The sequence below is a fragment of the Cecembia rubra genome (assembly GCF_003014575.1).
In the GTDB taxonomy this organism is placed as follows: Bacteria; Bacteroidota; Bacteroidia; order Cytophagales; family Cyclobacteriaceae; genus Cecembia_A; species Cecembia_A rubra.
Window position 1 is genome coordinate 247,312 of record NZ_PYGF01000005.1, and the last position, 22,566, is coordinate 269,877.

Sequence of the window (22,566 nt, forward strand, 5' to 3'; positions counted from 1 at the left end):
TTAAGAAATGTTTTCCATAAAAATTATTTTAAAAACACTCTGTAACGATAATAAACATTATAATCCAATTCGTTTTCTGAAGAACGCTTTACGTATAAAATATCATTTGAATCCATAAAGTGTACTGAACCAGAAATTGGAAGTTCTGAAATTGCACCCTGAATTCCGTTTTTATCGATTAGGATATATTTTACTTTTCGGTAATTCTCCAATGTAGACCAGTATTCCGGATCACTATGAAACTCCTCACCTTTTGCTCGAAAAGTATCATAAATTTCTTGGGGTAATTCTGTGTGAAATTCTGCTAAAAAGTAATTGCCTCCACTGAATAATTGTGTAAAAAATGGATATAATACATAGTCATTTTTGGGATCGAAGGGAAAATCAACTTTTCTTTCAGGATGAATAAGCGATATTTGGAAAAGGGGAGAAATGCCTGCATCTTTCAATTCATAAAAAAACAGCTCATTGCCAACACTTGGGAGTACTGCTACTCTATTATCACTTTTCGAAACCTGCAAATAGGAAGAAACCCTCCCCGCCCATTTCTCTTCAAGTCTTGGACTCCACGTTTTTGGATATAAATTAATTGTTTTTAATTCTTCAGTATCCCTATAATAGATATATCCAATATCAGCATTTTCATAAAAGCTCCAATTCTCGGATTTTTCGTCTAAAAATAGATCTGGAATCATATTTAAATCCTGACCGATAATAAAGGTTTTGCCATCATTTTCAAGGACTGAAAAACTCCTGTGTGAATTGTAAATGGTAAGAAAATTTAGCCCTTTTGTTAGTGCTGGACTTTGGGCTATTTTTTTAAAGTTCCCATCGAAAAAATTAAACTTATGCTCTGGAGACATTTCCTTGATTACTATTCCTTCTTGCCAAAAAGCCACTTCCAAAGGAATTTCTACCTTATTAGGACCTTCTCCCTTTGGTTCAAACCGTGAAATAATATTTCCCTTAAGATCTGTAATCAATAATTCCTCCATTTGCCTCTCATTGAAAAGGAGATGCTGCGTTTGTTCATTTTTGTCAGCAAGATATAGTTCAACCAGTGATTCAATCCTAAGAGAATCCAAAAACTCAAATTCAACGACCCCCTTATTTGAAGTGAGCTCATCACTCTTTTGCCCTTTTCCGCAGGCAACTAGCCCAAGTATTAAAAAAAAGACTAATAAATTCCTTAACATAATGTATAGCTTTTAGGAGTTGGTAAAACTGAAAGTTTACTTAGGGCTTTTAGGTCAGCTGAAGACTTTGTCCACCTACCTTTATTTAACATCAATGACAAGTTACTGAATTACACTGCCCCCCAACTAATGATCCAATCATATGGCTTGTTCTTACCGAGATTTGGCTGACTTCAATTCAAATATTTTCCCCCAATAAAAGTCTCTTTCAATTTCATTTTCAAAAACGAAAAGAAATTTATTGTTTCCCAAATAAGATACCTTTTTCCAAAATGAAGGATGACCATTGTGCTCTGGTAAAACTACTTGACTCCCATTTCTAGAAGAAAAATCATAAAAATAACCATAAAACAAAGGATCAGGGGCTTCAATGGCATCTGCTTCACTGTCATTCATTCTTATATTTTTTCCTTGACTGTAAACAAAGAAAATCCGCTCATTATCCAAAGATATAACATCATTCATGTGGCTATTTATATCACTCGCTTTATTAAAATGCCGATAGTTATCAATTGTCATAGATTTGTAATCCAATCCAATAGGCTCTTTAAATCCTGGGACATCGAATTTTATTTTCTCTATTGGATACTTTGATTCTCCAATACTGTACGTATAAATGATCGGCGTCAAATTGAAAAAAAGATTCACATTTCCGCCATCCACAAAAGTCCTTGGTGAATAACTGTTATACTTAAAATCAGAGAAAAAAACACTCATAGTGTCTAAGTGACCGAACTCAGTTATTTCAAATTGATTTGTTATTTGAGAGTATTCATATTGAAGCCAAATTGGCACAGAATCAAGAACAGCCCGATGATCTGGTCTTCTGGAAAGGCCGTCTAGGTAAATATTCGGAACGATAAATTTATTTTCCCCAACAAAGTCCAGTTCATTAGAAGGCATTCCTCCCCTTAGGCTTTTGTTTGGGTCATTAAAGGGGATACTCTTCACCCATTCACCCTGATAACTGAAATAAGATAGCTTTTTATTATCCATGAAAATCAAGTGTCTGTTGTTTATCGTAACGAATGACAGATTCCGGGTATACTCTTTAGGCCCCTCTCCCTGATGATTAAATGAGTTCTGAAGCCTACCCTTTGAATCAAGAACATGGAAAGTCTGATCAAGATAGCTATAAGCTAAAAGTTTACCATCAATAACTTTGGGGAATACCAAGCCAAACTCGTAGGGTATCTCAATTTTTACAGAATCCACAAGCTCAAGATAGAAACCTAAATCCTTAATTTCGGAATTTTCATTCCGGTTACATGAAGTGAAAAAAAAGGAATTAATTGAAATAAAGATTGTTATTAATAAAAAACAGACACTAGGACTATTCAATCTCTTCAAAACTGATCTCAGGAATTTGTTGTATGATAAGAACATCATAATTGATTTCAATTCTCCATAAAAACATAGTTCAAAAACAGCTTCATCAGAAATAATCTCGTTCAAAAGATTAATTACGTTGGCTAACCTAAAAAATAAATTTTAAAATGCCAAATCTAGAAATGTTTATAACATACTATTTTACAGGTAATTACATCAATTAAAGAGTCAGCTGCCAAAGAATATTCTAAAAGCTTCGTTTTACCCCCCTCCTCCAAACTAATTGATAAGTGAATTTGTAGTTTTCGGAATTTAAAACTCTTTTTATAGTTTTTGAATTTTTTTGAGTCCCATTTTCATAATGGGGGAGTAGTTATTTTGAAAATGTGGATTTCTTGTTTTCAAGAAAATTCCAAAGTCCCATAGCCTCAATATTTTCTTCCAAAGGATAGGAATCTGTGATGCGACAGATAATGGTCCCCTTTTCAGCCCTGGTATCTTGCATGCTGATGCGGAAACCTTTACTGATTTTTGGGGAAAGGGTGTTTTTGATTTCAATGGCATGTTTGACCTTTCCTGATTTTACGAGTAGCAAGTCGCATTCTGCACCCTGGTGGGTTCGGTAGAAATAATATTCATAGGCATCCCCGAGTACATTACAGATCTGTTCAATCACAAAGCCTTCCCATGAATGCCCGACCAGTAATTGGTTGATCAAATCCTCGTAAGAATCAATACCTGTTAGACTATGTAAAAGGCCGGAGTCTCTGATATAGACCTTTGGAGATGCTACCAAACGTTTCTTCACGTTTGGAAAATAGGGTTGAAGAAGGCGGACCATAAAGGAGCCATGAAGAAATTCCAGATACCTATTCACTGTGGGCCGGGAGATTCCCAAGGCTCTGGCGAAATTTTCAGAAACCAGTAATCCTCCTTGTGCATGGGCCAGCATGCGCCAAAAGCGTTCCACCAGAAAGGGGTCGGTATTTAAGCCTAAAAGCCCTAAATCCCTTTCGATATATGTTTTGATAAAATTCTCTCTCCAAAGTCTGCTTCCTCTTTCCGAATAGGCCAGATAGGAAAGGGGAAATCCTCCCCTGATCCAAAGTTTATCTATTTCATCTGCCTCAACTTCTCCTAAATGAAAGGGGGTGAGTTCTAGGTAAGCAATCCTGCCCGCCAAAGAATCGGCTGATTTACGGATCAGGTCAGGTAATGCTGATCCCAAGAGAATAAATCTACCTGCTTCCCTCTTTTCATCAATGAGGCTACGGAGTTCAGTGAATAATTCCGGCATCATCTGAATTTCATCCAGGATGACTGTTTTGTTTTGATGGGTTTTCAGGAATAGCTCTGCATTGACTAATTTGGCCTTATCGCTGGCTTTTTCAAGGTCCAGATAGATGGATTCTTTTTCCAATAAAAGATTTTTGACCAAAGTAGTTTTACCTACCTGTCGTGGTCCTATTAGCCCAACAGCAGGGAATAGGCTGAGGTATTCCTGTAATAAAGGCCAAATATATCTCTTTTTTACCATGAAAAACGTAAGTTGTATTTTCGAATTTCATGGTAAAACTAGAGATTAACTTTTATAATTCAAAATAAAATACCATGAAAAACGTAAGTTTAACTTTCGAATTTCATGGGAAAGCGATTGTGAATTCTATAGAAGGAGAAATCACTTGCTGCTCAAATCCTGAGATGATTGATTCTAGGTGACTTTGATTCTGATAAAAGCCAGCTCATCGTTTATATTTATCCTAAGCCAGACCATTCCGTCTTTCACAAAATAGTCGGATTTATATCCTTCAAGTGGCTGCCTGTCGAGAATCTTTACTTCTGCTAACAATTTAAACTCAGGATCATATTTCAGAAGAAAGACATCCCATTTGGCAGGTGCGTCCTCGAATGCAGCTACTACTTTTCTTTCCGCTATTCGGTAAAAGTTCCCAGATTCCCGGTCAATGACCAATTTCTGGAATCCAATTTCTTCCTGCATAGCAAAGAACTGAGATTCGAATTCCTCAATAGATTCTGTTTCCAGTCGGTAATACTTACTTTTTCCCGAGGGGATTTGCCCCAGCCCAACATTTACAGAAAGAAGTTCTTTTGATTCAGGAAGGAACTGAAAAATATCATTATTCGCTTTATTGAAGATATATACCTTATTGTCCCAACTTAAAATGCCAATTGGTTGAATAATGGAACGATAGCTATTCCCTTGGATATGCCTGACTTTGTAATCATTCACTTTTTCCAATCTTGAATTTTTGATAATTTTAACTCCCTCACTTTCAAAGTCAATAAAGGCTAAATGCAGAAAATCATTATCAAAGCTTTCAACCGGCACTAAAACTTTATTGGCTGAATTTAATAAGGAGAACGAGTTTCTGAATCCAAATCCTTCCCCTAAGACCATTTTGATAAGAGAAGAGTTTCGTAAGTCAATAGAACGTACTTTCTTCATATCGTGATTTAAAAAACCTAACTGAGCAAAATTGTAAAAGACAAAAAGGCTATCGTTCCAGTAATCAAACCAAGATACAGTTCCAACGCCATCAGGACCTTCCTGAGCAACTTTTAGTTTTTTCTCTAGTTTTAAAAGATCGAGGTCAATTACTTCAATTTCACCATTCTTTGTATCGTAGTGATAGAGTTTGGAAAGATCATTAGAAAATCCGCTCAAAAACATGTTGTCTGCAGCCATTACAAGCTGACCCCCAGGTTCGATCAAAACAGTATCAATGGAAACTAAGCCCGAATACTTGTCTGCTGAGCCATTCTTACTTTCACAGGAAAGTAGTATAAACACAATAGAAAAGAAAACTATGGTATACTTTTTAGTAAGCATCAGTACTTAATTTCCATTCGCAAAAATCCCAATTCATCATCAACGTTGACATAAGACCATATCAGGCCATCTTTGACAAATGGGGTATTTGGGATTCCCTGGATTTGGGAGACTAAGGATTCTCCTAAAAGATTAAAATTTTCATCGAAAATACTGATGTAAATTTTGGCAATAGGTTTTTTTTCGGAGTCTTCAAACAAAGGACCATCTGTATTACCGGTAGGGATGGTTTCATAAGAAAATCTGTAAAACCTTCTGTTTTTGGGATCCCAGATGGGTGCCTGAAAGTTGATTTCAGCATAGATGTCTTCCATGACCTCTTTAAAACGTTTTTCAGAATCTACTTCTGAGGGGTAACCTCCTTTTTTGGCTTTGGAAGTTAGTACAGGTGTGTAATCTACCATGTAAGCACTGTCCTTTTCTATGTCAATAATGAAAAGTGTGCTGTAGGCAGAACTAGAGAGTATCAGCTTGTTCTCAAACTTTTTAACACTTTTATCAGAAGCCATTATGGAAACCATATTGTCCGTTCTTAGCATCACAGAATAGTCTGGAAGCTCCGACCTTCCGGGGAGTTCCAATTTATTTATGAGGCCATTTTTAAAATCAATCTTGGCAAAAGACTCAATTTCATCAGCCCAATTTCCCAATAAGCCATAAATGACATCACCATTTTCAGCTAAGATGGATTTGCGATAAAAGTTTTCCCCATCCAAAAGACTGTCTCCTTCAAATTTATCTTTTTCTAATTTATAGGTCATCAGTTTGTTCGCATCTAGGTCAAAGAGGCCCATGCCCTCAAAACTGGCCAATAGAATTCTGTTGTCATCGCATAGCCCCATCCAACTCACAAAGGAGCCCACACCATTAGGACCTTCTTTCTCAAACTTAACTTTCCTTTCCAGGATCAATTGATCCAAATCAATTATATCCAAAGTGTAAGCCTGATTATCGAAAAGAAAAAGTTTTGAGTGACTGTTGTTCAGGACACTATTCCAAAGGCCATATCTCAGATTGATGATTTCATTTCCTGGATCTACAATTACCGTGTCTATTTGGAAAGTGATATTAGAAAAGTCCGCCTGTTTTTCACCGTCTTTTTCTCCGCAGGAAAACAACAATAGGCTGAATGCCAATAAAAGATAATTTTTCATTTCGTGTGGTTTTTATACCCGTAATGTAACTACTAAAGATATAATTTCAAAAATTACTGATAACTATTCCTGTCCACAGTTTTGATATTTTTCTACAATGATTCAACGATCGGCTTCCATTAAACTATTGCGACTGGCTTCCAAATTCAAAACAGATGCCTTAGTAGGTCCCAGGCAATCAGGAAAAACCACTTTGGTGAAATCCTTATTTCCAAATAAACCATATGTTTCTTAGGCTTTACCTTGGTGAAGGGTTGGGTGAAAATGGATTCTACGATAGACTCGGTCCTGTTGATGGAGGTTTCTTTTTCTATTGCTTTCAGGGCACTTTCTTTTGAAATTAAAAATGTAAAAAATTAAGTTGAAGGTGTTTTTCGTCCTTAAGTTTGAGGTCATTTGAGCCGGTTGACATTATAAAAACAAATTTTTGAAATGAAAAAGAAGCTTGGACATTTAAGCTGCTCTTGTTTTGAGATTTCCACAGACATACTTTTTCTCTTCCTCTTTTAAATTCGATAACCACCTTAACTAGCCTTACAGAGGAGGTATGAATAAATCTGTACAGGGAGCTTTTTGGTTGCCCGCTTAGAGATAAAATTGGATTATTTTACGAGTTGATTAGTTAAAATATCCGATATTTTTACTAATATAGCCGTAAAAATATCCGATAATTTTACTATTATTGGTTTTTAAACCAGTAGTATAGATGATCCGAAAATTATTTAACAAGCTTGTCCAGCATCTCCCCAAAAAGGAGTTTACAATCCTGACTGGTGCCAGACAGTCTGGTAAAACTACTCTATTAAACAATTTGCGTGAATATTGTAAACAGCAAGGTATTCCTGAGATATTTATTAATCTTGAGAATAAAATACTTTTGGCAGAACTTGATGCTAATCCGCTCAACCTATTAGCTTACCTTCCCAGTCAGGGGGTTAAAACCATTGTGTTTCTTGATGAAATTCAATATTTGTCCGATCCTTCTAATTTTCTAAAGCTCCTGTTTGATGAATACAATCACTTGGTAAAAATAGTAGCAAGCGGCAGCAGCGCTTTTTACATTGATTCCAAGTTTAAAGATTCTTTGGCTGGAAGAAAAAGGATTTTTAATCTGATGACCTGTGATTTTGAAGAGTATTTGATTTTGAGTGGTAAAGAAGAACTTTGGGATGAAGTGGTACGGATCAAATCACAGCCAAATGCGAAGAGTCTAAAGTTGACTGAACTTAGGTTGGAATGGGAGGCATTTATGCTTTATGGAGGATATCCTGCAGTCATTACAGAAAACTCCATTCCCGAAAAAATTGAAATGCTCAAAGAGATCAGAGACTCTTTTATCAAAAGGGATATAATTGAATCAGGGGTTCAAAATGAAGCAGTCTTTTATCGGCTATTCCAGATTATGGCCTCTCAGACCGGGCAATTGGTTAATGTCAATGAATTGAGTAACACACTTCAATCCAGAAATGAGACCATACAAAGCTATGTGGGGATTATGGAAAAGTGTTTCCATCTTTCCCTTGTGCGTCCGTTTTTTGCCAATTTAAGAAAGGAGTTGGTGAAAATGCCCAAAGGGTATTTATTGGACTCTGGACTGCGAAATGCACTACTCAACAACTTTACACCCATCAATCAGCGATTGGATAAGGGTGAAATCTGGGAACAAGCCGTTTTTCGTTTGTTGGTTGATAAGTTTGGGCTTGATGGAATCCGGTTTTGGCGGACAGCTGATGGAAAAGAAATTGATTTTGTTTTGCCTGATGAAAATCCTCCAATGGCTGTAGAGGCGAAATTTGATGAAAAAATGGCTAAGATCAAGAAGTACCAGTTATTCAGGGATACATATCCTGATTTTCAATTTCAATTTGCCTTTATGCATCCCTGGTCAGAAGATTTTTTCAGGAAGTATTTCTGAAAGTTGATTTTTATTCTTTAGCCTTACCATAAAAAAACCTCCTGGATGGGATATGTCCAGGAGGTTTAGTGTTTCAATGCTTCCAATAATAATGGAACGCGGATGACGCAGATTGGGCTGATTTTTGCAGATTTTTCCTCTTTTTTCGAATTATAAGATATGAGACAAAAGACACAAGGAATAAGAACTTAACTTACTTCAAATCATTCCTACATCAGCCTTCCGAAATCCGACCTCTTGCTTCATTGTCTCTTGTCTCTAAACTCTCACTTCTAAACCCTCATTTTCTACCTGAAGGTAGGCAAGCTCGTTTCCTATTTGCTCGAACTTTTTCTTGGTACATGGTACTTCGTACTTGGTACAAAATCTCCATTTCTACCCAGATCGAGTCTAGTTTCTCGCTTCTAATCTCTCGCCTCTATTATTGTCCTACAAAGAAAACAGCATTCGCCATCAGCAACTTGCCGCTTTCCCAGAAGGAACGGAACATCGGATTGTCCACCATATAGACGATCTGTCCTCTTCCCTGAGGCTCTACCCCATACACCATGGATTTGGCCATTTTTGGTTTGATTTTATGACCAATATAGCCAAAGCGGTAAGCATCATTGCTTGGGATAATACCGGCATTTACGCCATTGTTGAGATAGGAGAATCGCGAACCGTTATTTTTCAGCGTGTAGAACTTGCCCCCCAATCCAAAACCAAGTGGATGGGTTCGGTCAAAAGTCACTTCATAGACTGCACCGGCAGCAGTATTGGAAATGGCCAGTCTTTCTCTTTCCTGATAAGGTTCCAGTCTTTCTACATTCTGTATTTCCTTTTGTTCTTTTTCAGCTGCCTTTTTCTCCTCTTCTGTGTCATAGCGGCTTAGGTCAAAACCGTTTTTATCCGCAAAAGCATTCAAAGCATTCTCAATGGCAATCAGCTTTCCTCCGTTCCTTACCCATTCCATCACTTTTTTCATGTTGTTTTCATTCAGGTAAGCCCCCCAGCTGGAAGGCAAGATGATGACATGGTATTTTGATAAGTCAAATCTTGATAGGTTTTCCGCCTCCAAAATGCTCACCGGGTAATCCAGCTCCTGCTCGAAGTAGTACCACAATTCACCGAAATTGAGCGATGAGGTACCGCTGCCCCCCAATAGGGCTACATTTGGTCTGACAATAGGTCTGACATCAGGAGAGCCAAAATCTTTTCCTTTGTCCACATAAGCGGAATTGCTGACTGTCAGTGGGATCTCAAACCTGTTGGCCAAATCCACTACTTTTTGGTCGTAGTTGGCCACATATTGGTTGCCATTTCTATGGATGATCAAAGTTCCTGCAGGATAGCTTTTCCCACCAATCTCGAAATCGTATTCTGCAAACCTTACCCTGATGCCTTCATTCAACAAGGCCGCTAAATACTTCGCGTGAACAGTGGCATGCCAAGGTGCCAGGTAAGCCAAAGGCTTTCTGTCTACCTTGTTGGGGCTGAAAGCAGGTTTTTCAAACTTTTTGGCAGGATCCAGACGGGTTTCTAAGGCATAGGCCTGCACACCATAGGCATAAGGCAAAGCCCAGCTCGTAATGTCATAAGTAATACTGTCCTGTAGGGTGGCCTCGGGTTCAAAGAGCACCTGGGTCAACACTGATTTGGGTTGGTAGGCATTGATGACAATGTCTTTTTCTGTGGTTGAAAAAGTCGCTGTTTTTCCGGTATTGTAATCCAGACCCCTCAGTCCAGACCTGTTTCCGGCAAATCCATATTGGATCTTATTTTTATCCATCAAGGCAAGCAGGGCTTTTACTCTCTCGGGATTTTGGTCTCCTTTGATTACAAAGCTCTTGTATTTGGCTCTTGGGTTGCTGCTGTTATTTTTGAAGTAACTGGCAAATTCAGAAGTAATCCTGCCAGCATTTTGGGCAGTCACTTCTACTGCCGAGATCCCGGCCATGTGTTGGTGTTCAATCCTTTCTTTTAAGGTAACCGTGTCACCCAGGGCATCTAACATACCGAGTCCGGCACGGCCTGAACCGCCTTTTTCAATGGTCATCCCTATAGCGCCACTGTACATGGGATAAGTGTCACCATAAGATGGATAAAGGAGGTCAAATCTTTCTTTGGTGAAATAGAACCAACCGTTTTGATCGAAATATTTGGCGGTATTCCTGCCATAGATTTCCTGGAATTCATGTTGAAAAGGTGTGAGCTGTTCGTGAGTAGGCTTGGAAGCCGGAGCAAAATAGAAGGGATCGTTGATGCCCTGCTCATGGAAATCCACAAAAAGATGCGGCATCCACTCATGGTAAAGCTGCAGGCGTTGTTCGGATTCTATTTGTGTCTGCCAGGCCCAGTCCCTGTTGAGGTCAAGCAGGTAATGGTTTGGCCTTCCACCTGGCCAAGGCTCAAAGTGTTCTATAGATTGAGGGTCAGGCTGCAATCTTTTGTTTTGCTTTTGGTTGTACCAAACGGTATAGCGGTCCTTTCCGTCGGGGTTGGCGCAGGGATCTACGATGAGGACCTGATTTTTCAACCAGTCTTTGGATTGTGCATTGTTGGGATCGGCGATCTGCCAGAATGTTTTCATGGCCGCTTCTGTGCCTACTGCTTCGTTGCCATGCACATTGTAGGACATCCAGTTGATGGCGACGGAAGTGCTGGGACTGCCGTCAACCAGGCCTGTTCTTTTGAGGTTATCCAAGCGGATATTTTCCAGGTTCCCCATATTCTCAAGGCTGGAGACAATGGCTATGAACAGCGGCCTTTTTTCATAGGTTTCCCCGTAGTAGACCAGTTTGACATTGGGTAGGGAGGAAGCCAGGTGTTCGAAGTAATCTACCACCCGGTGATGGGGTGTAAATCTTTCTCCCATTTTGTAGCCCAGGAATTCCTCTGGGCTTTTTTGGGCAAAAACTTGGAAGCTCAGCAGCAGTCCAAGAATCAGCGCGTATAGTTTCTTCATAGACGTAAATTTTGAACCTGTAAGATAGGTGTATTTGAAGAAGTGGACAAGGTGAATTTTGGGGGAGGGGAATATAGGGGTTGATAGAGATATTTATGGATATTAGATATTTATGGATATTAAAGCTGTCCCTAGGAATACGTTATTGATGGATTTTAAAACGTGTCAATTGCTGTAAATTGATTTTTTTAGAGATCTGATAAGGAGGATATTGGTTTAAGATGGTCCAAAGGTTCTGATTGCTTCAAGAGAATCTAAGACACAACAATTTACCTTATGATCCCAAACCCGCCAATTCATAAAAATTCTCTGGACTTATGACTTTGAACGCCGATTCCGGATAGGTTTCCTGAAATATCTTAGGGAATTTGGATTTGGTGTGGAGGGTATATTTGAATTCAAAACAGTGAAACTTTCCATCCACTTCTTCGATATAGTCGATTTCCTGTTGGTCATAGGTCCTCCAAAAGTAGGTATTGACAAATCTTCTATTGTTGTGATTGTATTTTAACCGTTCACTGATACAGAAATTTTCCCATAAGCCTCCGACATCCAATCGGACATCCAAAGGGCTGAAATTTCTGATAATGGCATTTCGGATTCCCAGATCGTAAAAATGAATTTTTTGGCTTTTGTTAATTTCTTTCCTCAGATTCCTGCTAAAAGCCGAAAGCCTGAAAATAACAAAGGATTTTTCTCTGTATTTCCATAATTTGCCGGGATCTATTTCACAAATTTAGCTAAAATTAAGAACTTACGCGTCAATTAAGCATCAAATCTCCGATTCAAAACCATTCTTGCCGAGTTGGGCATGGGAAACCAGGTGTGCTTGGAAGAACATGATGATGGGATAGCCGAAGCCTCTTTTTCAAAGATTGGCTAAAAATAAGACAAGAGAAATATAATGAACGCAAAGCAGTACGAATGACATTGATTGTTTTTTTGCTAAGAGTCAACAGGTCTAATTTCAAATAAAACAGATTTACATGAAACTTCAGGTCTTTCAGGACAGTAAAGGCAATCCCACGGGGGGGTACATCCCAATCAAGGAATGGGAAGAACTCAAAAAACAATTTAATGATCTGGAAGCATTGGAGTATAAAGAGCCTTCAAAAGAACAGATTTTGTTGGAAATCAAAGAAGCAGTGATTGAACAGGGAAAATTGAAAGCGCGCGCTGCAAAAGAACTTTTGGATGAGTTATAGCATATACTCCATACCTCTCTTTGACAAGCAGGCCAAAAGGCTTGCAAAAAAATATCCATCCATTCCCTAAGCACTTTTCCAAAGATGGGAAATTCAGGATATCTGAAAAATCATTTGATCCTATGTATTGATTTCAATTCTAAGATATCGAGCAAATCCTTAGGTCTTCCTGCTCTTCTTTTACTTTCTATCAAGTCACGTAAGTTGAGGACATTCCATTTAAATACTCCACTTTCATTTATTTCCACTATTTCACTTTCAGCAAGGGCTTCATCAAAGCTTTTTCCAATCTGAAAATTTGTAATCAATTCAAGGTTTAAATCAGCTGGAGAGAATTTTACGGATATATTTTGTTCCTTATTTTTAACTTTATAGGGAAAGCTATCTATCTCATATCCCATTCGTTTAAATACTCGGAGTAGCTTTGAAAAATTCTCTTCTGATGTATCTATCCAAAAATCAACATCTGCAGAATGACGCTGATACCCGTAAAAATTGACCGCTCCACCACCTACCAAAAGCATCTTTACACCTTCTCGGGATGCTTCTTTTAAAAATTCATCAATGTTTTGTTTCCAGATTTTTTCCATGGGTACTAGGTCCAATGATGAAGTTCTCTGGAGAAATTTTGGTAGTTGTTTTGACAGGAAACTTTATCATATTTTCGCAAAGGTCCAAGAAGCTATAAAAACGTTCTCTAGGTTCAAGTTTTAGAAAGGCTTCCCGCTGTTGCTGCTTACTTTCCTCTTTAGTCTGAAACTTAATTTCCATATAGGATGGATTTAGGTTTTTAAATATAACAAACAGATTTGAGATTTCGGAAAAAAATAAAACACTGCCCAAACAAAGGGAAAACCCTTTTGTTTGTCTTCGGTAAGTATTATTGAAGTTGACTGTGAAATACAGGGTAATAATCCATGCCTGATTTGGGATATTAAAATTTATTTTTTAGGTTAAAAATTATTAAGACTTAGTGCCTGTAAGGTATTGGGCAGGAATCAGATAAGGAAGATTGTATTGCTAACATATATGAAAGTCAAAAAGGATTACAAGCATTTTTACAGTTCTGAAATTTTCATTTTGACTGTGTCAGGCCTTTTCATCCTATTCATGCAAAGTTGTGGTACTAAAGACCATGCCATCACCCAAATTGCGTTCAATACTATAGAAATCCCAAAGGATTTTTTGTTTGGCGACTCGCAGGGATTACCAATTGAAATTATAGACACCATCAACCTTGAAGCCAAGGGAAATCCTCCTCTTACTACAGTCCACGATTTGGCTTTTTTGCAAGACTTCTTTCTTCTACTAGACAGAAGACAGGGTCTATTAAAATTTGACAACAAGGCTAGTTTTTTAGGGAAAATCGGGGAGATGGGAGAGGGGCCAGATGAATATACTATGCCCTATGCGATTCACTTAGATGAAAAAGAAAATGTTGTCCTTGTGGCAGATTGGGAAAAAAGGATTGTGATTTCCTATGACTTTGAGGGAAATTTTATTTCGTCAAGCCAACGACTGCCGGGTCATCCGATCTCCTTTTACAAAGAGGATGACACCGTACTGGCAGTTCAGGAAACGCTTAACGGTACCAAAGAAAAGCCCCGTCAGGTGTTGATAAGCTCAATTGAACCCAAAACCCTAGAAGTTGAAAACCGGGAAAGGCCACTTTACGGCTATCATTCTGATTACACAATTATCCATCCAATCCCTAGGATATTAAGTCGGGTAAACAATGCAACCTTGTTTTATATGCCCATCATTCGGGGAGAGATGTCATCGCATAGAGACAGGGATACAATTTTTAGAAAACAGGAGGGTCGATTGACCCCAGAATACCTACTTCATTTCATTGGATTTGACAACACGCTTCAGTTGGGGATAAGCCAAGTGGTGATGTCCGATAAAATTGCGTTTGTACGTGTTGTATATGACCATCGTTCCTATTTTGTAGTAATTGATTTGGAAAACAATCGTCCCCTAATTCATTTAAGGCAATTATTTGATCAGGAGATGACAGATGAAATGATTCCTAATCCGTTGGACGGGGATGTGTTTTACTCCATTTTGCGTGACCATGATAGTTTCCCAGAGATTAATCCACAAATCATAATTTATCGCTTGCCATCCATAGAAAATTGAATTTGAAGTAATAGATCCACGAAACCATGCGTACAAATAAAATAAATATCCCATTCTCATTTTTCCTAAGTCTCCTTTACAGGTAATTTATCGGATAACCATATGTAGTTACAAAAAAAGGAATCTATTTGGTGAATACCAGCCCTCAAAGGGTCACGCCATTTAATGATATTCGACACCCTTCGGGGTCGGAGGGCTCATCTATCCGAATTTCTTCTATAGATATGTTATCCCGAAGGGATAATTTTAGCCTGATTTAAATAATCTGATTAATGGGGATTTCCGATTTCCCGACCCTGAAAGGGTCATCTATTTGTAGAGTAAACATTTTAGTTTGGATTATTTGACCTAGAATGGGTCATATTTTATTTTCATGCACGAAAAAAATATTTCGTTGAAGGCTTATTTCAACTTATTCGAATAGCATATTTAAAGACAAAAGACCAGATTGTTCTTCCAAAGTGAATCGAGTCTAATCTCTCGCTTCTCGCCTCTCGTCTCTAAAAAAGATCGCCAGCTCTTCGGAAAAACGAGTCTTACTTCTTGTCTCTTATAAGCAATCGCCTATACGGTCAAAGTCGAGTCTATTCTCTCGTTTCTCGCTTCTAAAAGTCTAAAAAAAGTGGAACTTGAGGGATTCGAACCCACGACCTCTGCCCTGTCAAGGCAGCGCTCTAAACCAACTGAGCTAAAGTTCCATGTAGTGTTTTATCGGTAGTCTGGGATTCTAGCATTCTATCCTACGACCTTCCCGACCGTTGTCGGGACGCTTACTAAACCAATTGAGCTAAAGTTCCATTTGGTGCCTCTAAATAAGGTAAAGAGATGAACATTTGCAAAAACTTTTCGATTTGGATTTTTACCTTTTATGTAATTCAGTAAAAAGTGAAAATTGAAGAGGCTGTTATGTCAGTTGGAATTTATTTATTTTTCAGGAAAAACTGACCACCATGAAACTCAACCGAAGATCGTTTGTCAAATTAGCTTCACTTTCTCCTGCATTGGCTCTGCCTATGGTTTCTTGCTCCCCTTCCGAAAAGGAAGCCGAGGGCAAGAAAAAGGAAAATATAAAATCCCTCCAACTCAATATTCAGCCCATTTCCAGTGAGGAGCGATTGGCTAGAATTGCCAAAGCCCAGCAATTGATGCAGGAACAAAAAATCGATGCACTTTTCCTGGAACCTGGTACCTGCATGAAGTATTTTCTGGATTTTGATTTCTTTCTTTCCGAAAGGATGGTTGCTGCAGTTATTCCCGCCAAGGGGGATATTGCCTATATCTGCCCAAAATTTGAACAGGATAAGGTAGAGGAATTGGTGAAATTCGGCAATAAGGTACTTACCTGGGATGAACATCAAAGTCCTTATGCGCTTACGGCTAAGTTGCTCAGTGACCTGGGAACCCCCAATCAAAAAGTGGCGATTGAAGAGCGTTGCCGGTTCTTTCTGTATGATGGGATCAAAAATGAAACTTCCAGGATCAATTTTGTCAATGGGGAAGGGGTAACAGCAGCTTGCCGCATGTTTAAATCTCCGGCAGAAATTGCCCTGATGCAGGCAGCCAATACAGCCACATTGGAAGCATACAAAATTTTGTTTGATTCCTTGGAAGAGGGGATGACCCAATATGATTTTCGGGATATTGCTTCAGAAGCACACAGTAAATTAGGGTTTAGAGGTTCTATTGGGGCCAATTTTGGAGAATGGTCGGCTTTTCCTCATGGAAGCAGCAAAACACAAAAATTAAAGCCCGGAGATATAGTTTTGGCAGATGGGGGATGTACAGTAGAAGGCTACCAATCAGATATCAGCAGGACCATTGTATTTGGGGACTACAATGACAGGCAGAAGGAAGTGTGGGAGGTGGTGAAACAAGCCCAAACGGCAGCCTTTGAATTGGCCAAACAACATGGTACTACCTGTGAACAAATGGATGCAGCAGCAAGAGCTGTTATTGATCAAGCAGGGTTTGGACCAGATTATAAATACTTCTCCCATCGCCTAGGGCATGGCATCGGTATGGACGGACACGAATGGACCAATTTGGTGCGGGGCAATGATACTACCTTGCAGGCAGGGATGTGTTTCAGCAATGAGCCTGGCATATACATCGTAGGTGAGTTTGGTGTACGCTTGGAAGACTGTTTTTACATGACAGAGAATGGACCACAGTACTTTACCCAGCCAAGTCCGGCCATTGATCAGCCATTTGCATAGAAAGGCTAAAGTTTGATTTTGCCACAAAGGCGCCAAGGCACAAAGAATTGGGGAAGTAAGCATCTTAGTGTCTTCGTGCCTTTGTGGCCTATTCACTTCAGTGTCTTAGGATTGAAATGTCACGAAGGAATAATAATGTAGAATGAGGAATTTAGAATTAAGGATGCATATCCAGACACTTTCCCGAATCATGTTGTGTTTGGGACGTTCGTAAAAGCACCAGTTTCTACGCTATTTCGATCTTATTTATTGGGTATAAAATCTTAAATAGCTTAGTGTCTTGGTGCCTTGGTGGCCTATTCACTTCAGGGTCTTAGGATTGAAATGCCACGAAGACACGAAGGCACAAAGGAAGGAATAATGTAGAATGAGGAATTTAGAATTAAGGATGCATATCCAGGCACTTTCCCGAATCATGTGGTGTTCGGGGCTTTCGTAAAAGCACCAATTTCCACTTTATTTCAATTTTATTTCTTATTTCTTAAATGTATTAGTGTCTTGGTGCCTTAGTGGCAATATCCTCAACAAACCATATCAGAAAATCCAATTGTACCCAATCCCAGCCAAGATCCCAATGATGATAATTACAGGGGAACTCAGTTTGGTGAACTGCAACAATAGGTATGTGCCAAAAATAGCGAGGATATTGAACAGATTGGCATCCAACGGTTCAAATAGCAGGTAGGCCGCAGCTATTAGCATCCCGCAGCTTACTGCATTGATCCCTTCCAAAGCTGCCCGGACCGGGCGGTATTTTTTGAGTTGGTCCCAAAACCGGATCACAAAAAAAATCAGAAAGGTTCCCGGCAGGAAAATACCTGCTGCAGCCACAAATCCACCTGTAAGCAGGCCTGTAATTCCATCCTCCCGCATGGAAAGGGCCCCTACGTATGAACTGATGCTGAATGTTGGGCCGGGAATGCCCTGGGAGATACCATAACCGGTTAGGAATTCTTCCGAACTCAGGAATTTTTTGAATTCCACGAATTCGGTGTATAAATAGGGCACCAAAACCTGCCCTCCTCCAAAAATAAGGGATCCGTTTCGGTAAAAATTTTCAAATAACAAAATGGACTGGTTTTTTGTGATGGCTCCCAATACCGCTGCAAAGACCAAAACTCCTCCCCATAAGAAGAAGTTGTCCCAGGAAACCATCAGTTTTTTGTTTCCATCTTCTTTTGGTTGGTCCCGGAATTTCAATGAAGTGCTGATGCCTCCCACCACCAAAAGTAAGGGAAATACATAAGGGGAATTGTAGAAAAAGGACACGAATGCCGAAAACATCATCAAGACTGTCGCTTCCGGTGTCTTGACCATTTTGAAAATTGTTTTTTGTGCTGCATAAATGATGAATCCAATGGCCATGGGCTGTATGAATTTGGCAAAATTCAAAGCGCCTGGCGTATTTTCCTGCAAGAAATCAATCAAAAAAGCTGCTGCAATCATTAAAATCGTCGCAGGAAGTATCCATACAAAAAGTGAGAGGTAAGCCAAATTGGGGCCACCGATTCTGTAACCTATGGCAGAGATGGTCTGTGTGGAGGTAGGCCCCGGAAGAATCTGACATAAGGCATTCAGTTCCCAGAGTTCTTCTTCCTTTATGTAACCCCGCTTTCTCACCATGAGGTCGAGCACCATGGCGAGAAAGACTTGGGGTCCACCAAATGCCGTGACAGAAAGTAGCAATACATCCTTCAGGTAGAGGTAATATCGTACTTTCCTGACAGACACCTATTATTTTTTAAGTCCTAATTCTCTTAGACGCTCATCCAGGAATTCTCCGGCAGTTGCGTCTTCAAATTGTTTGGGGTTGTTGGCATCTACACAGCTTTCCAGGCAGGTCAGGTCCATCTCAGACCTAGGGTGCATAAAGAAAGGGATGGAATACCTACTGGTATGCATCAGTTCACGAGGTGGGTTCACCACTCTGTGGATGGTCGATTTAAGTTTCTTATTGGTCAGTCTTTCCAACATGTCACCCACATTGACCACCAATTGGTCAGGCAATGCAGTGATCGGGATCCATTTTCCGTCTCTTCTCAAAACCTGAAGCCCATCAGCTGAAGCACCCATCAATAAGGTGATCAGGTTGATATCCCCATGTTCGGCAGCTCGTACCGCATCAGCAGGAACTGCATCCGGGTTTTCTATTGGGAAGTAGTGGATTTGTCTTAAGATGGAATTGCCATAGGCTACTTTGTCCTCAAAGTAATCTTCCTCCAGGCCCAGGTGAAGGGCAATGGCACGCAACATATTTTTCCCTGCATTTTCGAGGGTTTTGTAGATCTCAAGGGCAACAGTTTTGAATTCAGGCAATTCTTCCGGCCAGATATTCGCTGGATACTCGGATTTGATAGGATCACTCTCGGGGATATCGGACAATTCCTGCCCTACATGATAAAATTCTTTAAGGTCACCGGTATTTCTGCCTTTGGCATGTTCTTTGCCTTTTCCGGTATATCCTCGCTGGAATCCGATTTCAGGCTTCTCGTATTTGGTTTTTACATTATCAGGAAGTGCAAAGAATTCTTTAATCACCGCATAAAGTCTATCCTGCAAATCCTGGTTTAAGCCATGGTTTTTAATGGCCACAAAGCCAATGTTTTGGTAAGCATCACCCAGCTTTTTAACAAAAGCCGCCTTCTTCTCAGCATCCCCGGAAGTAAAGTCTGCCAGATCCAAGGATGGGATTTCATCATATAAAATCTCAGTCATATTTGGTAAATATTTATCCCGAAAGGTAAGCCATTTTCATCTAAATTTAAATAAATTAGCCCTTTAGCCTTAAAAAACCATGAATAAAAGCCAATTATCGGTTCTAATCTTGCTTTCTCTTAGCATAGCGGGCTGTGGAACTTCCAGAGAAAAACAGGGCGAAATCGTCATGCAAAACAGTCTGGCCAATCAGCCACAAAATGAGGGCTCAGAAATCAGTTTTTATTTTTATGATGAGAAGAATGATTACCCGGATGCCATTATTGAGATGTATACGCCTTTGGGAAATCAAAAATTTAAGCCTGGAAAGGTGCCTTTCGAATTCAATATCAAAAACTATCCATTTGCTTCTGGATTAGGTGGTTTCCAATTGATGATGATCCTTAATGGAGGTGACCCTGTAGGTTATAATGCACCCATTTTCCAAAGAGAGCTAAAAGAAGGGACCTACAGGGCCGTGGCCTATTTAGTGGATGGAGAGGGCTTGGCATTGAAGGAATTCGGAAATTATGTGGACAGGGATTTTATGGTCGGTGAGACAAGGGCATTTCCCTACCAGGCAGAACCTTACATTGCATTGAACTTACCGGGCAATGGACAGATATTTGCTGAAGGAGATGAGGTTACTATCGATTTTTTGATCTTGGGAGGAGATTTGAAACAGGACAGGTTAAAGGTGCGTATTCAGTTGGATTCTTTGGAATATGAAGTTGATCAAATGACACCTGTCCGCATTTCAAATCTGCCCAAAGGAGAATTTTCCCTTACCGTGACGCTGCTGAAAAAAGATGGAAAGGAATTAGTTGGGCCATTTTCCTCAGTTCAAAAAACTATCCTGGTTCAGTAAAATAGTATCGAATAGCAGTGAATACCCAAACAACTTCGATAAATATAGGGGGTGAAAATATTTCATCCACCTCATTTTAATTCTGATTGGCCTCAAACTTTCATCCTTATCGCAATGATAAAAGCAGATATCAAAGTAAGCCCAGCAATACTTAAGATGGAAGCTTCGATTCCAAATGCATCTGCGATGATTCCTGTCAAAATGGCCCCTATGGCATAACCCAGATCCCTCCAAAGCCTGAAGACTCCAATACTGTTTGCCCTGTCTTCAGGATGGGTATTATCGGCCACTGTTGCCAGGAAGGTAGGATAGACCATTGCGGTTCCCCATCCCAAAATGGCGGAAAGTATCACATAATGGCTCATTTCTTGTGCAAAGAAAAAGAGGGCAAGAGCGATTGCCTGAAGCAACATGCCAATAAACAGCAAATGTTTTTTGTTAAAGATATCGGCCATTTTACCTGTAAATAACTGACCGATTCCCCAAATCGCGGGATAAATGGCCGTCACAATACCAATTTGTTCGAGATTGAATCCTTTAACTGCCAAAAGAATGGGGAAAATGCCCCATGCCATACCGTCATTGAGGTTATTGACTAATCCTGCCTGGGTTACTGAACCCAGGTTTTGGTGTTTCCATGTAGTTTCGAGAAATATGTTGGAAAGTTTCGGAATGTCCGAAAAGGATTTTTCTGCCGATACGTGTTTTCTGGTATCCTTGATCAGGAAAACCGATCCAAACAGGCCTCCGATTGCCAATGCAATTCCCAAAATAAAAGGGTAAGGCCTTAGTCCAAATTCTGCAGCAATAAATCCTGTCAGGAAGGCCACTGCTGCCACTGCAAGGTATCCTGCAAATTCATTTAGTCCCATGGCAAATCCACGGTCTTTTTCTCCGACCAAGTCAATTTTCATGACTACAGTACTGCTCCAGGCCAAGCCTTGGTTGATGCCGAGGAGCATATTTGCGGCGACGATCCAATCCCAACTTGGGGCATACATAAGTATAAAAGGAACAGGTAGGCCAAATAACCAACCAATGACCAAGAGATTTTTTCTTCCTATTTTATTAGCAAATACCCCAGCAAAATAATTGGTAATGGCTTTGACAATACCAAAAACAATAATAAATGAAAGGATAGCTGTTTTGGCAGCTATGGCAAACTCCACTTCGGCTATTTGGGGAAGGATACTTCTTTCCAGGCCCACCATTCCTCCGACAAAAGCATTGATTATGACAAGCAGCGTAAACTGTTGCCAATTCTCCTTTAATCCAAGCTTTATTTGATTCATAAAGCAAAATTGATTAAACAATTAAAAAAAGAATGTGACAAATGTTCAATTGGTGTAGGGATTTGGTTTTTGGAATTTAAAGAAAAAAGCTGGCAAAAAGGGAATATTGGCTAATTTTAAAGAAAAAACCTCCAAGTGACAGATAAGCAATTAAAAGCAAAAAGGACAAGTTTTTTGATTAAAAACTTGCTCAAAGGATTCCTGTACCTTGCAATATTGCTAGGCTTATTTTTCATATTGAAGCAATATTATTCCGAACAGGAAAGGCAGGAATGGTTCGGTGCGATATACAACAATCCTCACTTGGTTATGTCCATATTTGTAGCTTCTGAAATTTTGTTTGGAGTTATTCCTCCTGAAGTTTTTATGCTTTGGTCATTGGAAACAGGGTGGATAGGCAGCTATTTTATAAGTATTGGGATGCTTTCAGTGATTTCTTATGCAGCAGGATATTTCAATTTTAGAATAGGTTTATTCATCAATCACAGAAGCAATGTGCTAAAAACCAGGAACAGATTCATCCAAAAATATATAGTCCTTTTTAAAGAATATGGGGCATTTTTGGTAATCGTTGCCGCGATAAGCCCAATTCCCTTTTCATTGATCGCACTTCTGGGAGGTACAGCTGGACTCAGTAAAAGAAAATACCTGCTTTTCAGTTTGCTCAGGATTGTTCGTTTTTTTGTTTATGCCTATGTTTTATGGTTAATTCAAGGCTAATGTTGCCAACAAATTATCATTTCAGCTGTTGAAATGG

General features: G+C 39.4%; 18 protein-coding genes and 1 tRNA gene. 6 read left to right on the plus strand and 13 right to left on the minus strand.

Features of this window, described 5'->3' with window-relative positions:
* Positions 1–23 precede the first annotated feature (23 nt).
* From CLV48_RS11230 to CLV48_RS11250, 5 genes are all read right to left on the minus strand, one after another.
* Entirely contained in the window at positions 24–1,196 is a 1,173-nt protein-coding gene (locus CLV48_RS11230; RefSeq protein WP_106567373.1) for a hypothetical protein, read from the minus strand.
* Between the two features lie 153 nt (positions 1,197–1,349).
* Positions 1,350–2,411, minus strand: coding sequence for a hypothetical protein (locus CLV48_RS11235; protein WP_146140091.1), 1,062 nt, complete (start codon positions 2,409–2,411; stop codon positions 1,350–1,352).
* A gap of 487 nt (positions 2,412–2,898) precedes the next feature.
* Positions 2,899–4,062 carry an ATP-binding protein gene (locus CLV48_RS11240; RefSeq protein ID WP_106567375.1) on the minus strand — a complete coding sequence of 388 codons (1,164 nt, stop codon included), beginning with the start codon at positions 4,060–4,062 and terminating at the stop codon, positions 2,899–2,901.
* 174 nt (positions 4,063–4,236) lie between these two features.
* Positions 4,237–5,376, minus strand: coding sequence for a DUF4221 family protein (locus CLV48_RS11245; protein ID WP_106567376.1), 1,140 nt, complete (start codon positions 5,374–5,376; stop codon positions 4,237–4,239).
* Positions 5,376–6,530, minus strand: coding sequence for a DUF4221 family protein (locus CLV48_RS11250; protein WP_106567377.1), 1,155 nt, complete (start codon positions 6,528–6,530; stop codon positions 5,376–5,378). The genes CLV48_RS11245 and CLV48_RS11250 overlap by 1 nt, the downstream gene beginning before the upstream one ends.
* A 706-nt stretch (positions 6,531–7,236) precedes the next feature.
* Here CLV48_RS11250 and CLV48_RS11260 point away from each other — a divergent pair.
* Positions 7,237–8,445, plus strand: a complete 1,209-nt coding sequence (locus CLV48_RS11260; RefSeq protein WP_106567378.1) for an ATP-binding protein — start codon at positions 7,237–7,239, stop codon at positions 8,443–8,445.
* A 421-nt stretch (positions 8,446–8,866) separates the two neighbouring features.
* Here CLV48_RS11260 and CLV48_RS11265 read toward each other — a convergent pair whose 3' ends face one another.
* Positions 8,867–11,392 carry a M14 family metallopeptidase gene (locus CLV48_RS11265; RefSeq protein ID WP_106567379.1) on the minus strand — a complete coding sequence of 842 codons (2,526 nt, stop codon included), beginning with the start codon at positions 11,390–11,392 and terminating at the stop codon, positions 8,867–8,869.
* A 274-nt stretch (positions 11,393–11,666) separates the two neighbouring features.
* Positions 11,667–12,128 (minus strand): DUF4143 domain-containing protein, encoded by a 462-nt coding sequence (locus CLV48_RS11270; protein ID WP_211299933.1) that lies wholly within the window; start codon positions 12,126–12,128, stop codon positions 11,667–11,669.
* A gap of 250 nt (positions 12,129–12,378) precedes the next feature.
* Between CLV48_RS11270 and CLV48_RS11275 the strand changes: the two genes are divergently transcribed.
* Positions 12,379–12,597, plus strand: a complete 219-nt coding sequence (locus tag CLV48_RS11275) for a hypothetical protein (RefSeq protein WP_010609054.1) — start codon at positions 12,379–12,381, stop codon at positions 12,595–12,597.
* A 110-nt stretch (positions 12,598–12,707) separates the two neighbouring features.
* On the opposite strand, the gene CLV48_RS11280 is transcribed toward CLV48_RS11275, so the two are convergent.
* Both CLV48_RS11280 and CLV48_RS11285 read right to left on the minus strand, forming a co-directional pair.
* Entirely contained in the window at positions 12,708–13,187 is a 480-nt protein-coding gene (locus tag CLV48_RS11280) for a nucleotidyltransferase (protein WP_106567381.1), read from the minus strand.
* The gene (locus tag CLV48_RS11285) at positions 13,159–13,368 is read right to left on the minus strand and encodes a hypothetical protein (protein ID WP_010609052.1); all 210 of its coding nucleotides are present in this window, start codon (positions 13,366–13,368) and stop codon (positions 13,159–13,161) included. The genes CLV48_RS11280 and CLV48_RS11285 overlap by 29 nt, the downstream gene beginning before the upstream one ends.
* A gap of 258 nt (positions 13,369–13,626) precedes the next feature.
* Here CLV48_RS11285 and CLV48_RS11290 point away from each other — a divergent pair, with 258 nt between their 5' ends.
* Positions 13,627–14,739, plus strand: a complete 1,113-nt coding sequence (locus CLV48_RS11290; protein ID WP_106567382.1) for a 6-bladed beta-propeller — start codon at positions 13,627–13,629, stop codon at positions 14,737–14,739.
* Between the two features lie 623 nt (positions 14,740–15,362).
* Here the strand turns inward: CLV48_RS11290 and CLV48_RS11295 are convergent.
* Positions 15,363–15,437 (minus strand) — tRNA-Val (locus CLV48_RS11295).
* A 252-nt stretch (positions 15,438–15,689) separates the two neighbouring features.
* On the opposite strand from CLV48_RS11295, the gene CLV48_RS11300 reads away from it, so the two are divergent.
* Positions 15,690–16,955, plus strand: a complete 1,266-nt coding sequence (locus CLV48_RS11300; protein ID WP_106567383.1) for a M24 family metallopeptidase — start codon at positions 15,690–15,692, stop codon at positions 16,953–16,955.
* Positions 16,956–17,489: 534 nt separating this feature from the next.
* Here the strand turns inward: CLV48_RS11300 and chrA are convergent.
* Positions 17,490–18,686, minus strand: a complete 1,197-nt coding sequence (gene chrA / locus CLV48_RS11305) for a chromate efflux transporter (protein ID WP_106567384.1) — start codon at positions 18,684–18,686, stop codon at positions 17,490–17,492.
* Between the two features lie 3 nt (positions 18,687–18,689).
* Positions 18,690–19,670 (minus strand): isopenicillin N synthase family dioxygenase, encoded by a 981-nt coding sequence (locus CLV48_RS11310; protein ID WP_106567385.1) that lies wholly within the window; start codon positions 19,668–19,670, stop codon positions 18,690–18,692.
* Positions 19,671–19,749: 79 nt separating this feature from the next.
* Here CLV48_RS11310 and CLV48_RS11315 point away from each other — a divergent pair, with 79 nt between their 5' ends.
* Positions 19,750–20,517, plus strand: coding sequence for a hypothetical protein (locus CLV48_RS11315; protein WP_106567386.1), 768 nt, complete (start codon positions 19,750–19,752; stop codon positions 20,515–20,517).
* A gap of 92 nt (positions 20,518–20,609) precedes the next feature.
* Here the strand turns inward: CLV48_RS11315 and CLV48_RS11320 are convergent, their stop codons facing one another.
* A complete protein-coding gene (locus CLV48_RS11320) occupies positions 20,610–21,809 on the minus strand; it encodes an MFS transporter (protein ID WP_106567387.1) in 1,200 nt (399 codons plus the stop codon).
* Between the two features lie 186 nt (positions 21,810–21,995).
* On the opposite strand from CLV48_RS11320, the gene CLV48_RS11325 reads away from it, so the two are divergent.
* The gene (locus tag CLV48_RS11325; RefSeq protein ID WP_245889532.1) at positions 21,996–22,529 is read left to right on the plus strand and encodes a VTT domain-containing protein; all 534 of its coding nucleotides are present in this window, start codon (positions 21,996–21,998) and stop codon (positions 22,527–22,529) included.
* Positions 22,530–22,566 lie beyond the last annotated feature (37 nt).

Coding starts and splice junctions, on each gene's coding strand:
- CLV48_RS11230 (WP_106567373.1), bottom strand. CDS start 1,196: ATGTTAAGGAATTTATTAGTCTTTTTTTTAATACTTGGGCTAGTTGCC.
- CLV48_RS11240 (WP_106567375.1), bottom strand. CDS start 4,062: ATGGTAAAAAAGAGATATATTTGGCCTTTATTACAGGAATACCTCAGC.
- CLV48_RS11245 (WP_106567376.1), bottom strand. CDS start 5,376: ATGCTTACTAAAAAGTATACCATAGTTTTCTTTTCTATTGTGTTTATA.
- CLV48_RS11250 (WP_106567377.1), bottom strand. CDS start 6,530: ATGAAAAATTATCTTTTATTGGCATTCAGCCTATTGTTGTTTTCCTGC.
- CLV48_RS11260 (WP_106567378.1), top strand. CDS start 7,237: ATGATCCGAAAATTATTTAACAAGCTTGTCCAGCATCTCCCCAAAAAG.
- CLV48_RS11265 (WP_106567379.1), bottom strand. CDS start 11,392: ATGAAGAAACTATACGCGCTGATTCTTGGACTGCTGCTGAGCTTCCAA.
- CLV48_RS11275 (WP_010609054.1), top strand. CDS start 12,379: ATGAAACTTCAGGTCTTTCAGGACAGTAAAGGCAATCCCACGGGGGGG.
- CLV48_RS11280 (WP_106567381.1), bottom strand. CDS start 13,187: ATGGAAAAAATCTGGAAACAAAACATTGATGAATTTTTAAAAGAAGCA.
- CLV48_RS11285 (WP_010609052.1), bottom strand. CDS start 13,368: ATGGAAATTAAGTTTCAGACTAAAGAGGAAAGTAAGCAGCAACAGCGG.
- CLV48_RS11290 (WP_106567382.1), top strand. CDS start 13,627: ATGAAAGTCAAAAAGGATTACAAGCATTTTTACAGTTCTGAAATTTTC.
- CLV48_RS11300 (WP_106567383.1), top strand. CDS start 15,690: ATGAAACTCAACCGAAGATCGTTTGTCAAATTAGCTTCACTTTCTCCT.
- CLV48_RS11310 (WP_106567385.1), bottom strand. CDS start 19,670: ATGACTGAGATTTTATATGATGAAATCCCATCCTTGGATCTGGCAGAC.
- CLV48_RS11315 (WP_106567386.1), top strand. CDS start 19,750: ATGAATAAAAGCCAATTATCGGTTCTAATCTTGCTTTCTCTTAGCATA.
- CLV48_RS11320 (WP_106567387.1), bottom strand. CDS start 21,809: ATGAATCAAATAAAGCTTGGATTAAAGGAGAATTGGCAACAGTTTACG.